This is a genomic window from Corynebacterium silvaticum (assembly GCF_004382825.2).
Classification (GTDB): Bacteria; Actinomycetota; Actinomycetes; order Mycobacteriales; family Mycobacteriaceae; genus Corynebacterium; species Corynebacterium silvaticum.
This window is the reverse complement of record NZ_SDQO02000003.1, coordinates 138,150-153,473: the sequence shown is the minus strand read 5'-3', so window position 1 is coordinate 153,473 and position 15,324 is coordinate 138,150. Positions and strand designations below refer to the sequence as shown.

Here is a 15,324-nt window from a genome sequence, read left to right as displayed (position 1 = left end):
GTTATCTTAGCGCAAAGTCCCAAACAGCAGCTCAGACGCAGAGCTCATTGCAGTAGCTGCCGAGTGTTCACGACTACCACCGAAACCTACTGCCCAGTGTTGGCGACGATTGTGTGAAGCGAGCAGAAACGTCACGGTGGATTCGAATATCTCGAATTGGTGGAAAGAAAGAATTTCTACACGACGCCCTGCATTAGCCAAGACTTGGGTGCACGCAGCGATGGGACCCGAGGCCACGATTGAATGGGTTTCAGTGATTCTTCCGCCAGTTGTGTTCCGCTGGAGTTCGATGTCATAGGAGTTGTGATTGCCACGCAGTTTGTGCGTGCCGGTGATGTGGACGCGGATTGCGGAAGTTGGTGCGTAGATAGCGATGAACGTTCGCCATTGCATACCGCGTGCTTCTTCCCTTAAACCGCTGGGTAATTTGTGTCCGAAGCGTGCCCGGAAAGGGTCATCGGCAAACACCCGTGTCGTGCTGGGTATCGGAGAATGTGGGGTGTAGGTTTTCGTCGGCAGTGAACGGCGAGAAAGGAAAGTAAGCGATGAGGTGAAAGAAGACATTGATTTCGGTCCTTGTGTGAAAACGGATAAAGGGTATGGACCGACTCTGGATGTTGTGGGTTTAACGGCTGCTCCCCGAATGTGGGAGTCAGTCCTCCTATCCCACAGACGGGCACATGGCTGTAGCAGCCTTGAGCACTCGGGCCGCTACCGGGGCCACGAGCACTAGCTGTGCGCGCTGAGAGAAATCAATGATGTGGATCACACCTGCGATGCTAACGGGGATGTGGTTGAGCCGCAAGGGTTTTCTGTATCCGGGGGTGGCAAGGATTAATAAACGAGGCTGTTTTGGTGTAGTCTTAATCCCATAAACACAGCCTCCGCCTCATGCATCAGCAAGATCATGCATGACGGGGCTGTTTTCTTTTATACAAGGAATAAAATATGTATAACAAACCGCATCTGTCTTATATGAAGCAGCTAGACACGCTTGTAAGTCGCGGAATGGAAATCAGTAACAGGGATATACACGTGGGGGAACTAAAAAGGATCGGTTACTACAGGCTTTCTGCATATTCTTATCCTTTCCGCGTATTCTTGACCAAAGAAAAACGTGAAAGTCCGACTAATTATCGAGCCGAAGAATTTCTGAGTGGTACAAGCTTTGATACAGTGGTCCAACTTGCAGATTTTGACTCTGAATTACGTCGGCTTATTTTTGAAGCTATTGAGCAAATAGAAGTCGTACTATGTACGCGGGTCGCCTACAGGGCAGGTCGGGTGGATCCGTTTATACATCTGAATAAAAAATCTCTTGATCTGCAACGGTGTGATTCAAAGATTCCTGGAAGAAAGAAGCAAAATACCCGTTGAGAAGCATGGCAGACGAAATTTGAGAAACTCTGTCGTCAGGCCGGGAGCGAAGACTTTTGTAAACATTTTAAAGAAAAATACGATGGCCATATGCCTATTTGGGTGGCTATCGAGTTTATCGATTTTGGTGGATTAACCCGCTTTTTCTACCTTTTGCCATCGAAGATACAGAGTCAGATAGCTAAAGAGTTTGGGGTAAGTTCTGGGGCGACATTTAGTAAATGGATTGTTGGGTTGAACTATCTTAGAAATAAAGTAGCTCATCATAATCGGTTATGGAACCGTACTATGACGTATGGATTGCAGGCTCCAAAACTTAATGAAGTGAATGATGATTTGGTCCATTTGCAATACGAGAAAAATAACCTCACGTCCACGTGTGCATATTTAGCCGTTATTGCATATTTAATGAAGCAGATACGGCCGAGCATTGGTTGGCACCACAAAGTGGTTGAATTGATGGATCAATTTCCCACATCTGATTATGTGTCTCCGGAGAAAGATATGAAATTTCCCAAAAATTGGAGATCCCTTACTCTCTGGAATTAGCGGAACACCGCGTACATCGCACTGAAAATGTCGTTTTTGAGAACGCTAAAAAACGCCACCTGGGGTTTTTATGCCGCGCGGTTGCTAGCGTTCTCAAAAACGACAAAAAACATCGGGAGGCGTTGTCCTTCACGCAGAAAACCCGCAGGCAATGACCGATATTTCCTGCGGGTTACCTCGTTAAGGCTATTTCCCGTATGTCAGTAGGAAAGAGGCTTCCGCGACTGCAATATCGCGGATTTCGTTGGGGTCTACGGATTCATTGGGGGAGTGGATCGTGGATTGTGGCTCTTCTACGCCAAAAAGTGCCAGCTCTGCGTGCGGCATGATCCCTAGGAGCTCAGAGCATAGTGGGATGGAGCCACCCGAGCCGATATGCACGGTGTCTTCTTTGCCGTAGGCGTTGGCTAGGCAAGCGTTGAAGTGGGACATTGCCGGGCCGTCGATTTTGGCTTCAAATGGTTCATTCGCGTCGTCGTAGCTGGCTTCAATATGTGCGCCCCACGGAACATGGGCTTTGAGGTGTGCGATAAGGGCTTCTGCAACGTCGGTGGCTTTGAGTCCTGGTGGTACGCGGAGGTTGAGTCGTGCGCTGGCCACGGGTGGGACCGCGTTGACTGCTTTGTCTACCGGGGTGGAGGTGAAGCCTGTGATGGAGATTGCCGGGCGTGCCCAGACCATGTCTGCAGGGTTATCTTCGTCGGTTCCCATGATCTGGGTGCCGTCAAGCATGGTGGAATCAGCGCGGAAACTTTCGCGGTCGTAGGTTCCTCCTGGCCATCGTGTGGAGCAATCTACGCCGTCTATGATGGTGCGTCCATGCTCGTCCTTGAGGGAGTCCAGCAGTCGGATAAGTGCTGCGGCTGCGTCGGGGGCGGCACCTCCGAAACTGCCGGAATGGACTGCTGCGTTCAAGGTTTTGAGCGTAACCGTGATTTGTGCGCCGCCACGAAGGGTGGTAGTGAGCGTCGGCACGCCTACTTCCTGGTTGCCGGAATCTGCGATGAGAATGACATCGGATTGGAAGAGCTCGGGTTGGGAGTGGATAAGCGAGCTGAGTTCCGCGCCGCCTTGTTCCTCTGAGCCTTCTACGAGGAATGTGATGCCTAGGTCGGTGCCACCGAGTTCTTGTATCGCGCGCAGCACGGCGAGGTGCATCACGAGGTTGCCTTTGCAGTCGGCGGCGCCGCGGGCGTACCAGCGTCCGTTGCGTTCGGTAAGCGTAAAGGCGTCGCTGATCCAGTCGGCGGGGTCGCCGGCGGGCACGACGTCATAGTGCGAATACAGCAGCACGGTCGGGGCGTCTCCGACGGCTTTCTTGGTGCCCAACACGGTGGTGGCTCCGCCGTCGTAGGGGTATTCGGTTACCTCTAGCCCGGCTTTGGTCAGCGCATTCACGACCCATGCACATGCGGCGGCATGGTCGTCGGCGCATTCTGGGGTGGAGTGTACAGAGTTGTAGGACGTGATCTCGCTGAGATCCTTGAATATGGCGTCCCTTTGCTTCTCGACGAGCGGACGTACCTTATTAACGATGTCTGCAATCATGGTGCCTAGTGTAGAACGATCTTGCACTCGCATGGGGAGACTGCTAAAACGGTTGTTAGCACTTTGATCATTAGAGTGCTAGATAAATCGAAACTTTCGAGACATATCAGCGGGTGAGGTTGGTTTACACTCGGCCCACCGTGCCGTCGCGGGCGCCTGCTGGAACGTCGAGACGTGAGTGTCGTCCTATATATAAGGAGCACAGACTTTCATGGCAAAGATCATTGCCTTTGATGAGGAAGCACGCCGGGGCCTTGAAAAGGGCCTGAATACCTTGACTGATGCAGTTAAGGTCACGCTCGGACCTAAGGGTCGTAACGTTGTTCTAGAGAAGAGCTGGGGCGCCCCGACCATCACCAACGACGGCGTCTCTATCGCTCGCGAAATTGAGCTTGAGGACCCGTACGAGAAGATCGGCGCTGAGCTGGTCAAGGAAGTCGCTAAGAAGACTGACGACGTCGCTGGCGACGGCACCACCACCGCTACCGTTCTGGCTCAGGCACTTGTCCGCGAGGGCCTGCGCAACGTCGCTGCGGGCTCCAACCCAATGGGCATCAAGCGCGGCATCGAGCAGGCTGTGGCTAAGGTGACCGAAAACCTTCTGCAGAACGCTAAAGAAGTAGAGACCGAGGAGCAGATCGCTGCGACCGCTGGTATCTCTGCTGCTGATCCGGCAATCGGCGCTCAGATCGCCAAGGCCATGTACGCAGTGGGCAACGGAACCCTGAACAAGGAATCCGTCATCACCGTCGAGGAATCCAACACCTTTGGTGTTGACCTTGAGGTCACTGAGGGTATGCGCTTTGATAAGGGCTACATCTCGGGCTACTTTGCTACCGACATGGAGCGCCTTGAGGCAGTCCTGGAAGACCCCTACATCCTCCTGGTTTCCGGCAAGATCTCCAACATCAAGGATCTTTTGCCGCTGCTGGAAAAGGTCATGCAGGCCGGCAAGCCGCTGCTGATTATCGCCGAAGACGTTGAGGGCGAAGCACTCTCCACTCTGGTTGTGAACAAGATCCGTGGCACCTTCAAGTCTGTTGCTGTGAAAGCACCGGGCTTTGGTGATCGTCGTAAAGCACAGCTGCAGGATATGGCGATCCTTACCGGCGGACAGGTCATCTCTGAAGAAGTCGGCCTTTCCCTGGAGACCGCTGACATTCCGCTGCTGGGCCGCGCACGCAAGGTCGTGGTGACAAAGGACGAGACCACCATCGTTGAGGGCGCAGGATCGCCTGAGCAGATCGAGGGGCGCGTAAACCAGATCCGCGCTGAGATTGAAAACTCGGATTCTGAGTACGACAGCGAGAAGCTGCAGGAGCGCCTTGCAAAGCTCGCCGGCGGCGTTGCCGTGATCAAGGTTGGCGCAGCTACCGAGGTTGAGCTCACCGAGCGTAAGCACCGCATTGAAGACGCAGTGCGCAATGCTAAGGCAGCTGTTGAAGAAGGCATCGTTGCCGGCGGCGGCGTTGCTTTGCTGCAGGCTGCACACGTTCTCGACGGCGATCTGGACCTCACCGGTGACGAGGCTACCGGCGTGAAGATCGTCCGCGAGGCACTGTCTGCGCCGCTGAAGCAGATCGCTCTCAACGCTGGCCTAGAGCCCGGCGTTGTAGCTAACAACGTTTCCAACCTCCCTGCAGGCGAAGGCCTCAACGCAGCTACCGGAGAGTACGTTGACCTGATGGCTGCTGGCATCAATGACCCGGTGAAGGTCACCCGCTCTGCACTGCAGAACGCTGCGTCCATCGCAGCTCTGTTCCTCACCACCGAGGCTGTTGTTGCCGACAAGCCGGAGCCTGCTGCTCCTGCAATGCCTGGCGCTGACGAGATGGGTGGGATGGGCTTCTAATATAGCCTGAACGTTTTTAGAACCCGGGTCCTCAATGGAGGGCTCGGGTTCCCCCATTTTTGGGGTAAAAAAGGCCTAGTGTTTCATTTTTGCAATGTTGCGTAGATCAAGTTTTTGTATTGGGTACGAAAGTCGATTTGTCACCTAGCGCACACCAATAGGGAAATATTTACCGGAAACCTTTTTTAAAAATGAAATTAGCGGACTTTAAGACTATTTTTTCTAACTTTTTGCACAGTTCGATGGAACTGTTAGCTAATTCTGTGTTGTATGCCGCAAAAGGCATTGGTGGCCCAGCTTGAATGTGCGCAACTTTGTGACATAATTGCTATCCGAGACGTCTGATGACGTTACTTACTAATTCCTGTCGGTACGAGTACCGACCTCTCTCAGAGGAGATATTTCATGGATATGACGGTTATGGCAGAGCACCTGGGCAAATTCAAGGATGGCATGGAAGCAATTTCCGGCCTGTTCCAGGGTATCCCAACAATTCTGATGAAGCTGGCTACATGGATAGACGGTGGAATGTCCAGCGCTGCGGAAACCACCAAGAAGATCTTTACGGAAGACCAGATCGTTAAGCCTGCACCCTAAGGGTATCTTCCTTAACGCTTAAGACACGTACACAAATCTGAAAGAGGAAAATAATGGAGCACATGAACGACTGGGTTCAGCTTTCCACCACCGGCGTTGTTAAAGAAATCTTGGACTTCATGGTGTCGCTTGCCAAGCTTGGTGGCAACGTTGCATCGATGATCAAGATCTTCAAATAATACTTGACATTTTATAAATACGATTTACTCCCCGTTAGTTGGACTGAAAACCGACTAGCGGGGAGTAAATCTACATAGCTGAAAATTTCCGATGCTTCGATTGCGGCAATGGAGAACGGGTTAGTGGAAAACAAAGCTGCAAGTTTATTGTGTGGCTAGGTGTCGTCGGCAGTTACAAAATTACTATGTGCTGGGGCGAGAGGCGTGGGAAAACAGGGCTTGAATTCGGGGCGGCTTTTAGATTGATTCACTTTTAGCTTTTCATAAAGCATGGGGGGATTGAAAGTCAATACTTGCTGGCAATTGGTGAAAAATGTACGCAAAAGTCAGAGGGGGAATGGGTGTTTTGCATGTAAAACGCTCAAGTGCCAGTTCAGTGTCTAGGCAGTTTATGGAAAAAGCCCCTAGATAGGGGTATTTCTTGAAGAAGTTTACTTAGGTTTGATTTACCCCTATGTGGGGCTGGTTTGGATTGTCTGGGCTATAGCCTTATAGGACTTCCCCTATCTTCACCTAGGCAAACGTTATCTTTGCTGGTTTGATGGAAGTGTTACATAAGCGAAATTGCCGCTTGAGCTGCGATTAAAAACTTTCTAAGGGTTTGTGACTTTGCTAGCGCCACCCATACTTCGGTGTTATCGTTCATAATGAGCCATCAGAGGCTAGTGTTGCAGCCAAGTCTCGGTGGGAAAGTTTTCCACCCCGGATTCCCTCCGGGATTACTTCTAGGAGTACATATGTCTTCTGAATTGATTTCTCTCTCTTCGGATATTTTTAAAACTTTCAAGGGCTCCGACTTTGAAAATGTCGCTAAGGCAGTGAAGGCTGTTGTAGAGACCGCTCTTGAGTGGGCTCGCCTGAACCCAATCGACAAAGTTTTCAAGTAAACAGCAGATCGTTAAAGTACTAAATTCTTCTTATCCTGGTAGGAGCTAATAATGGATATTGTTCAAATGGCTAACGATTTCGTACTCGGCCTGCAGCGTCTCGGTGATTTCTTCAAGGGCTATGATGCACTTGTGAACCTTGGCAAGTTTGTTGTTAATGGCCAATTCGCAGATAAACTCGATGTATGGACCGGCCAGCTTTCCGGTGCATTCTCTTCTTCTAGCCAGAGCTAATTAAAGCTTCTACGCTAATAAAAATCCCGTTGGTTGGCCTGGAAAGGTCTGACTGGCGGGATTTTTATGTGTGTTGGTCGTTCTTGTTTGTTTCCTTGAAGCTGATGGTGTGTTGTTTCAACTGCTAATTATTCAAGAATCTGAATGATTATTTATCCCTATAGCCGGGTTTCTGAGATGGAGGAGCGGTATCATGATGAGTATGAATGCATCAGAGAAAGAGCTGCCAACCATAGACCTTGCGGCAATCGAGGGCTATATAGTTGATGACTCTGATGAAGATGATCCCATTCTTTTGGCCCCGGATGGCAGTCCAGTGGACACATGGAAAGAATCTTATCCTTACCCTGAACGTATGTCGCGGGAAGAATACGAGCATACGAAGCGTGCCCTGCAGATTGAGCTATTGAAGTGGCAGAATTGGACAAAGGATACTGGGCAGCGCCATATTATCTTGTTTGAAGGCCGTGATGCCGCAGGTAAGGGTGGCACTATTAAGCGTTTTAATGAGCACCTTAACCCTCGCGGGGCGAGGACAGTAGCGTTAGAAAAACCCTCGCCACGAGAATCCACTTCATGGTACTTCCAACGTTATATTGAGCATTTCCCGTGTGCCGGTGAAATCGTTTTCTTTGATCGCTCATGGTACAACCGCTCAGGCGTAGAACGTGTTATGGGTTTTTGTACCGAATCGCAGCATGCGGAGTTTCTTAGAGAAGTGCCGATGCTAGAAAATATGATTTTGGGTTCCGGTATAGCGCTTACAAAATTTTGGTTCTCGGTAACTCAGAAAGAACAGAGGACACGGTTCGCGATTAGGCAGGTTGATCCTGTGCGGCAGTGGAAGCTTTCTCCTATGGATCTTGCTTCTTTGGATAAATGGGATGACTATACGCGAGCTAAAGAAGAACAGTTCCGGTACACGGATACAGATGAATCCCCTTGGATTGCGATTCGTTCAAATGATAAGAAACGTGCTCGCATCAACGCGATGAGATACATCTTGAGCAAGTTTGAATATACAAACAAAGACCACAGCGTTGTGGGGCTTCCTGACCCGAATATTGTCATGCGAGGGAGGGACCGAATAGGGGATTAGTGGATTTTAATTTTTAGATCCGTAACCCGATTTAGAAAATTAAGAGGAAGGCTAGGGGATGCTGCGGTTGAAGATATACAGCGATAAAAATTCTAAAAGAAAGTGTGACCTTGCGCATTAGCATGCAAGGTCACACTTTAGCCTGAACCTCTATGATGAAGCGAGGAAGCGGCTAAAAGCGTTAAAGATTCCTTTGATCGCTATCCATCCGTTGTGAAAGTAAGCCTTTGGGGCAGAGGAAAGAGCTTCGAAATTTAATATGTTGAAGAAAAAATCGTAGATGACATTAGGCATAGATATTCCTTTTTGTTGGGAAGCCTGGGAAAGCTCTGGCTTTAGTGACTTATCTGATCATTATACTGATAAAAATTTAGTAAATGCACATTTTAAGAATTTTTTATTGGGTAGAAGGATTGCGATGGCGGCTGTATAGCGATGAATATGTATAAAAGAGGATGTGCCCTGCAGATTAATCTGCAGGGCACATCCTCTTAATATTGTCTATTCCTATTAGGAAGAGATGCCGTCCTTGACTGCGTCAAAGATGTCTACGAAGGAGTCCCAAGCACCGAGGAAGTAGTCCTTTGGCTGCGAGGAGAGGAAGTCGAGATCGAGGATGTCAGAGAAGAAGTTGTAAATAGCGGTGAACATGAGTTGTTCCTTTCGGTTGAGGATTCTGCAGGAAAGCTGTGAACTTTCCCATTGTCTAATGGGTGCTTACCGAATCGGCTGGAAAGGAAACCTTTATTAAGGCCGAAGTCTCGCGGGCAGGCGCGGTGAGGGGGGCTTCTAAAATTAAATAAAGTGATAGCTTCCTATCACTTTATTTAGCTCACCTCTACTTGGAGGAGAGGGTGTCCTTGAAATCGAGGAAATAGTCTTCCATTACCGAGAAGATCTGCTTGAAAGCTCCCCAGGCGTCTGAGAAGTAGTACCCGGGTTCGGAGGAGAGGAAGTCGAGGTCGAAGACGTTGGCCAGGAATTCATGGATGGCGCTGAACATAAAGCATTCCTTTCAGTCGAGGGGCTACAAGGAAGAGTCATGGACTTTTCCCTGTTCAACAGGCAACTTTACCGATCTTTTTGGTGCTGGTGGCCGCTCCTGGAATTTTTTGGCAAAAGTTTAGGAAAAACCTCTATCCTATGCTGAAAATATCGCGGGTGGCAACCATAAAGGAGTAAAGTCACTCTAATAATAAAAGGTGCAATTTCCACCCGAAAGAGGGGAATTCTGCACCCTTTTTAAGGCAATTATAATGAGGGTTATTACATTTGCCCTGTTGGGTGAAGGTATAGGCAGGGAAATGGGTACCCCTAACCCGTTTGAAACGTCACTGGATGTGGCGCTTTAGGCCTTACATGGTGAGTATCGGATGGCTCGTTGGCACCGTTACGCAAAGTTGCAAAAAATTTGGTGACGTGTGAACAAAACCCGGTTTAGCTGGGGTTCCATGGTTCAATTGGATTTCCCTGCCAACGGGTGTGAGATGGAACTTGGTCACCGCGCATGACGAGTGAGCCAGGGCCGATGGTGGTGGCGTCGGCAAGCTTGGAAGCCGGAAGCGCGACAGAATGTGCCGCTAGGGTCGCCCCCGGTGCGATGGTGACGTCGCCTAGGCTCATCACGCGATCTTGGAAGAGGTGGGTCTGTACCACCACACCAGGGCCGACCGTAGCCCCAGTGCCGATCTGGCAGAGGTCTGTTTCAGGCAGCCAGTACGTCTCAATCCACGCGCCTTTGCCTATTTTCGCGCCAAGAAGGCGTAACCCGATATTGAGGGATCCAGTGCCGAGCGTGTGGTTAAAGAACCAGGGGGCGGCGACCACCTCCACAAAGGTGTCTTGCAGCTCGTTGAGCCATACAAACCAACTCCACAAGGGGTGGTCTCCTGCGCGGTGGCGTCCAACACACAGCCACTTCATGGTGACCGTGATCAGTAGCGCAAGGGCACCGGCGGCTATAAGAACCACGCCGCCGAGCAGGATCGTCACCCCAAGCCCTAGATTGAGCAGCAACACCTGCAGAGTGGCTAGCACCGCGGTGGCAAGAACACCGCTAGTGATGGGGGCGAGCAATCGGAGGGTTTCTATAGCACCGCGGAGAATCCGCATCCGGAGACGTGGCCTATAGGTGCTGCTTTCCGACGCATCGGTGGTCACGGTGACGCGGCGCATGCGTTCTGGCGGCGAGCCCCACCAATTAGACCCGGCTTTGGACTTCTTTGGGGTGGAGGAGAGCACCGCTACGAGAGAATTTTTGGCCAGTTTGCGTTGTGGTCCAGCGATGCCAGAGTTTCCCACAAAAGAGCGCTTGCCGATCTTGGTTGCCCCGGCGAGCATCCAACCTCCGCCGAGTTCGTAGCCGCCGACGAGGGTGTCGTCGGCAAGGAAAGAGCCGTCGCGAATAGTGACAAATGCTGGCACCATCACAGAGGTGGAGATTTCTACGTCTTTGCCTACCGTTGCGCCGAGGCTGCGGAACCACAAAGGGGTGAGCTGTGCGGCATAGAGCGGGAAAAGATATGTGCGAGCATCGTCCATGAGGCGTTGGATAAACCACACCCGCCAACCCGTAGCAGAGCGCACTGGAGCAACACCTGGGGTGAGCCGCAGGCTCAGTAGTCGGATGAGCGCCCAAATACACACGCCGTAAGCAGCAAAAGCTATGAGAGTCCCTGCGGGGGCGGCAGCTAGCATGCCCAGGAAAGGATGAATGTCGATGGCCTGGACAAAAGCGATCATACTGGCGCCGCCCATAGCCACTGCGCACAAAGGGAGAAGCGCGAGGAACAGTGAGGAGAGGCCGTACCCAAGAACCCACTGGGGGCGTCGAGGTGGAGGCGTATCCGGGAAGCGGTGCTTGGAACGCCCCACTTTTTGTGCCGGCGACCCAGACCACCGGGCGTTGGCTTTGACAGGTGTGCTTCCGGTGACTGTGGAGCCGGCTTCCACATGTGCGTTATCGCCTATGACTGTCCCCGGCATGAGTACTGAGCGGGCACCGATGCGGGCGTTCTTCCCCACATGGATTGTGCCTATATGAATATGTCGGGCATCTACCCAATAGCCTGATAAATCTACTTCCGGCTCCACTGAGCAGTGATCTTCCAAGTTAAGAAGCCCCGTGACCGGCGGGATTGTGTGCAGATTCACGCCGTCTCCTACTCGTGCGCCGAGCGCACGCGCATAGTAATTCACCCAGGTGGCATCCGCAATAGATCGGTACCCGGAGGCGTTAGCAATGCGTTCTGCTGCCCAGACTCGTAGGTATATTCGCCCGGCGCGTGGATAGGATCCCGGCGCGATGCCCTTAGTCAGAAGTCGCGCGGCATAACCGCCAACCACCAATCTGCCCAGGGGAGTGACAAAGATAAGGAGAGCAGTGACTATCAACCATGGGGTATGTCGTGCCCAGCTGATGCCGGCGCTGGCCGCTATGTTGTTGATGAGTGCTAGGGCAGCTACCCATTGCAGGGAGCTCAGTGTTACTGCCACTAATTGAACGAACCCCTGGATAACGCGGGCTTGAGCGGAGACTGGCTGCGCGGGGGCTTCTTGAGCAGAAGGAGCGACGTGGATGCTCTCTACGTGCTCGGCAAGTGCGCCGAGGCGTGGGTGGTCATAAAGGTCGCGTACGGCGATGGTGGGAACCCGTTCGCGGATGCGTCCTATCAGTGTGGCGGCGGCCAGGGAGGTTCCTCCCAGGGAGAAAAATCTGCGTCAGCGTCGGAAATATCCATTCCCAGCACGTCCACCCAGAGTTCGGCCAACCACTGTTCGGTGTCGCTGAGGTCCACTGCTGTGACGTCGGTATGGATTGGCCAGGGCAGTGCGCGTTTATCTACTTTTCCGGAGGTCGTGGTGGGAAGCTCCGCAAGTACACAGAGTCGCGGGACAAGTGCCGCCGGCATTGAGTTGCTGAGAATGGTCCGGGCCTGGTCGTGATCGAATTCTAGGGACTCATCGGTGAGCGAAAGATAGCCGACCAAAACGCTGTCTCCTGCGCCGGTCTTTTGTACAACCACCGTGGATTGGCGCACGTTGGGAAGGGCAGCTAGGTGTGCATCGACTTCGCCGAGTTCAATGCGGCGTCCCCCGATCTTCACCTGGTCGTCGACACGCCCAACAAAAAGTAGGCCGTCTTCCGTGAGCTTGACGTGATCGCCGGAACGATAAGCGCGCGACCACCCTAGCTCCGGGGCGTATTTTTCCGCGTCCTTCTGGGGATCCAGATACCACGCCAGGCCCACCCCTCCGATAATTAGTTCGCCGACCTCGCCGATTTCTACCGGTTCTCCCTGCTCATCCACCACGGCTAAGTCCCAGCCAGCTAGTGGAAATCCGATCGATACCGGGTGATTCGGCCGCAACAGCGCCGCACAAGCGACCACGGTGGCCTCGGTGGGGCCGTAGGTATTCCATACTTCCCGTTCCGGAGCCGATAGCTTCTCGACGAGCTCCGCCGAACAGGCTTCTCCTCCCAAGAGGAGAAGCCTGATGTTGTCGAGCGCCTCCGTAGGCCAGAGCCCCGCCAACGTGGGCACGGTAGAAACGACGGTGATGTCTCGGCGAATGAGCCACGGGCCAAGATCCATCCCGGAGCGCACCAGAGAACGCGGGGCCGGAACCAAACAGGCGCCGTGTGCCCATGCCAGCCACATCTCTTCGCAGGAAGCATCGAATGCAACAGAAAGCCCCGCCAGCACCCGATCCGTCGGGGCCGATGGGGGCATCCTGCAAGAAGAGCTGCGATTCTGCGTCAACAAAGGCGGCGGCGCTGCGGTGTGAGACTGCCACGCCTTTTGGTTTTCCGGTAGAACCAGACGTGAAGATGATCCATGCCGTGTCCTCTAATGCGGGGACGGCTGGCGCAACCGGGGTGCTGTCTTGGTGGGGGTGAAAGCCGTTGTCGTCGTAGAAGCCCTGGATGGCAGCCTCGCTAAAGACAAGTTCTGCGCGTTCGTCGGGGTCATCGGCGTCCACAGGGACATAGGCCGCGCCGGCTGCCAGGATGGACAAAATGGCGATGTAGAGGTCGCTGTGCCCTGATGCCATTCGGACACCAATGCGGCTTCCGGGCCTCACTCCCGCAGCATGGAGTTGGTGGGCACTTGCCTGAACGCGTTCCAGGAGCTCGCGATATGTGATGATGCTGCCGTCGTCGATAGCTGCAGCCTCGGGGAACGCGGTTGCCGTGTGGGTGAAGATGTCGTAAAGCGTTCGTGGAGAAGGGGCCTCGCTAGAGCGGAGGTAAGCAGAAGAGATCAACTAATCCTCGTTTGCAGTGATGATTGCTGCCGCTAGTTTACGTAGGTGTCTGAGTTGTTTTGCCGTCGAATCGTCGAGTGCGGCATCCTCTGCTTGGGTGACAACTTCCGCGAGGTGTGGATGCGCGGATTTGCCAGCCTTAGTGGCTTTGACGATCTGGCGACGACGATCCTGGGGGTCGCGTTCTCTCGTGGTCCAGGATTTGGCCTCTAGGGAGTCGATAAGTCGAACCATGTCGGAGGCATCTATCCCAAGGGCATCGCACAGTGTAGCTTGGGTGGGTACATCGCCAGAAACAAGGCACGTGAGTACCCAATATTCCCGCAGGGTTATTCCTTCATGCGACAGTGCTTCCTCTACGCAGTCGCGTGTGCGGCGGCGCAGATGCTCTAGTTGGAAGGATGGCGATTGGAGAAGTGCAGCGGGAATATCGGCAACCATATAGTTAGGTCTATCACATTCTTAGGGAGTTGGCTGCCCTAACGTGGCTAAACGTTGCTCGGCCCACTCAACTGCGGGGAGGAACGACGATCCCAACACGTGCGCGTGGCCTAAAAGCTTATCCAGTGCGGGCGCTGGATCCTCCCAATATGTCACGTCGGCGCCGCGGGTGCGCCAGCCGTTGACCATGTCGCGGGCTTGTTCCGCCGGGATGATGCCGTCGTGAAGCCCCTGTGCAACAAAGACGGGGACGTCGGGGGCTATGAGCCCGATTTGTTGTTCAGAAATGGCGCGCTGAAAGACCTCGTCGGAGATGAGGCTGGTCAAGCGCTGTCCAGATACGGTGAGGATGCTGGTATCTGGAAGAGGCATAGTAAGAATGCTCTCGGGGAGGCAATCGCGGCTTGTCTGGTCGAGCCAGAGCTGGCCTCGTGCGTTGAGCAGGTTGTTGATGGGCTCGCGCACCTCGGGGTAAATCTCGTACATTCCGGTGATCACATACCCCAGCGCCCCGGTAAGGGCGGTGCCCTCCAAAGAGCTAGAGACGGAGAGGAGGTTGGCGGGAACTCCGCCGGCATAGGCTAAAGCGACGTTCACGTCAGGGGCGTAGGAACGATGCATTTCGGCTGCGGCTGCTGATGCCCCGCCGCCTTGGGAGTAGCCCCATGGAATAAGGGGGGTGTGGCTATGGACATCCGGCAATCCCAGGGCGGTGATGGCTCGCCCCAAATCCAGCAGCGCAGCGCCTTGGGCTTTCCTATTCATATAGGAGTGGTTGCCCGGGGTGCCCAGCCCCTGATAGTCGGTTAAGGCCACGGTCCAGCCGCGGCTCAACAGTGCAGCGGCGGAAAACATCTCATATTCCCCGCCCATGGTGAGCAGCTTGGAAGGGGCACAGGAGTCCCCAGCTCCTTGAGTCCCCGGTGCTAGGAGTGCCACCGGACGGGGGCCGGGGCCATGCCATGGCGCAGTAGGCGTGAGCACGGCTCCGGTTACGGGGGTGGAAAAGCCATTGGGGTGAGTGGACGTGTAGGCGATGCGCTTCATCCGTACCAACATGTCCAAGACCGGCGGGGAGACGTCGCGTTGGCTTAAGACGGTGCCCGGTGCGGTGTTCTCCGCCGGTGGGATGGACGCGTAAAAACCGTCTGGATCGGTGTAAGGAATGACCTGTGCGGTGGCTGGAGTAAAACCTGTACAGAGGGTTGCCATAACGATTGTTACTAGGGTTTTGCGAAATGCGCCCTGAAAGCGAGAGGAAAAGAGCATAGACACGACCACTTCTAGATAGTT

At 53.4% G+C, this 15,324-nt stretch carries 12 protein-coding genes and 2 pseudogenes; 7 read left to right on the top strand and 7 right to left on the bottom strand.

Annotation, left to right across the window (positions count from 1 at the left end):
- Positions 1-6 precede the first annotated feature (6 nt).
- On the bottom strand, positions 7-564 hold the full coding sequence (locus ET810_RS08800) for an acetyl-CoA acetyltransferase (protein ID WP_087454566.1): 558 nt from the start codon (positions 562-564) through the stop codon (positions 7-9).
- Positions 565-948: 384 nt separating this feature from the next.
- On the opposite strand from ET810_RS08800, the pseudogene ET810_RS12765 reads away from it, so the two are divergent.
- Positions 949-1,926, top strand: a pseudogene (locus tag ET810_RS12765) (Abi family protein).
- A gap of 186 nt (positions 1,927-2,112) precedes the next feature.
- Here ET810_RS12765 and ET810_RS08785 read toward each other — a convergent pair.
- On the bottom strand, positions 2,113-3,474 hold the full coding sequence (locus tag ET810_RS08785) for a dipeptidase (RefSeq protein ID WP_134316194.1): 1,362 nt from the start codon (positions 3,472-3,474) through the stop codon (positions 2,113-2,115).
- A 211-nt stretch (positions 3,475-3,685) separates the two neighbouring features.
- Between ET810_RS08785 and groL the strand changes: the two genes are divergently transcribed.
- The 6 genes from groL (at position 3,686) to ET810_RS12170 (ending at position 8,755) form a co-directional block, all read left to right on the top strand.
- Positions 3,686-5,326 (top strand): chaperonin GroEL, encoded by a 1,641-nt coding sequence (groL, locus tag ET810_RS08780; RefSeq protein WP_134316193.1) that lies wholly within the window; start codon positions 3,686-3,688, stop codon positions 5,324-5,326.
- Between the two features lie 405 nt (positions 5,327-5,731).
- Positions 5,732-5,923, top strand: coding sequence for a hypothetical protein (locus ET810_RS08775; protein ID WP_087454562.1), 192 nt, complete (start codon positions 5,732-5,734; stop codon positions 5,921-5,923).
- Between the two features lie 916 nt (positions 5,924-6,839).
- Positions 6,840-6,989 (top strand): cell wall channel, encoded by a 150-nt coding sequence (locus ET810_RS08770; protein ID WP_134316192.1) that lies wholly within the window; start codon positions 6,840-6,842, stop codon positions 6,987-6,989.
- A gap of 51 nt (positions 6,990-7,040) precedes the next feature.
- Positions 7,041-7,223 carry a hypothetical protein gene (locus tag ET810_RS08765; RefSeq protein ID WP_013912376.1) on the top strand — a complete coding sequence of 61 codons (183 nt, stop codon included), beginning with the start codon at positions 7,041-7,043 and terminating at the stop codon, positions 7,221-7,223.
- A 193-nt stretch (positions 7,224-7,416) separates the two neighbouring features.
- Positions 7,417-8,322 (top strand): polyphosphate kinase 2, encoded by a 906-nt coding sequence (ppk2, locus tag ET810_RS08760; RefSeq protein WP_087454561.1) that lies wholly within the window; start codon positions 7,417-7,419, stop codon positions 8,320-8,322.
- A gap of 280 nt (positions 8,323-8,602) precedes the next feature.
- Complete coding sequence (locus ET810_RS12170; protein WP_206666998.1) at positions 8,603-8,755, top strand: hypothetical protein; 153 nt, start codon at positions 8,603-8,605, stop codon at positions 8,753-8,755.
- A gap of 77 nt (positions 8,756-8,832) precedes the next feature.
- On the opposite strand, the gene ET810_RS12075 is transcribed toward ET810_RS12170, so the two are convergent.
- The 5 genes and pseudogenes from ET810_RS12075 to ET810_RS08745 all read right to left on the bottom strand — a co-directional run bounded on the left by ET810_RS12075 (position 8,833) and on the right by ET810_RS08745 (position 15,300).
- Positions 8,833-8,973, bottom strand: coding sequence for a hypothetical protein (locus ET810_RS12075; protein WP_166741050.1), 141 nt, complete (start codon positions 8,971-8,973; stop codon positions 8,833-8,835).
- A 187-nt stretch (positions 8,974-9,160) separates the two neighbouring features.
- Positions 9,161-9,325, bottom strand: coding sequence for a hypothetical protein (locus ET810_RS12070; protein WP_166741051.1), 165 nt, complete (start codon positions 9,323-9,325; stop codon positions 9,161-9,163).
- 434 nt (positions 9,326-9,759) lie between these two features.
- A pseudogene (locus ET810_RS13060) lies at positions 9,760-13,590 on the bottom strand (Pls/PosA family non-ribosomal peptide synthetase).
- On the bottom strand, positions 13,591-14,031 hold the full coding sequence (locus tag ET810_RS08750) for a MarR family winged helix-turn-helix transcriptional regulator (protein WP_087454560.1): 441 nt from the start codon (positions 14,029-14,031) through the stop codon (positions 13,591-13,593).
- Between the two features lie 21 nt (positions 14,032-14,052).
- Positions 14,053-15,300 (bottom strand): lipase family protein, encoded by a 1,248-nt coding sequence (locus ET810_RS08745; protein WP_087454943.1) that lies wholly within the window; start codon positions 15,298-15,300, stop codon positions 14,053-14,055.
- Positions 15,301-15,324 lie beyond the last annotated feature (24 nt).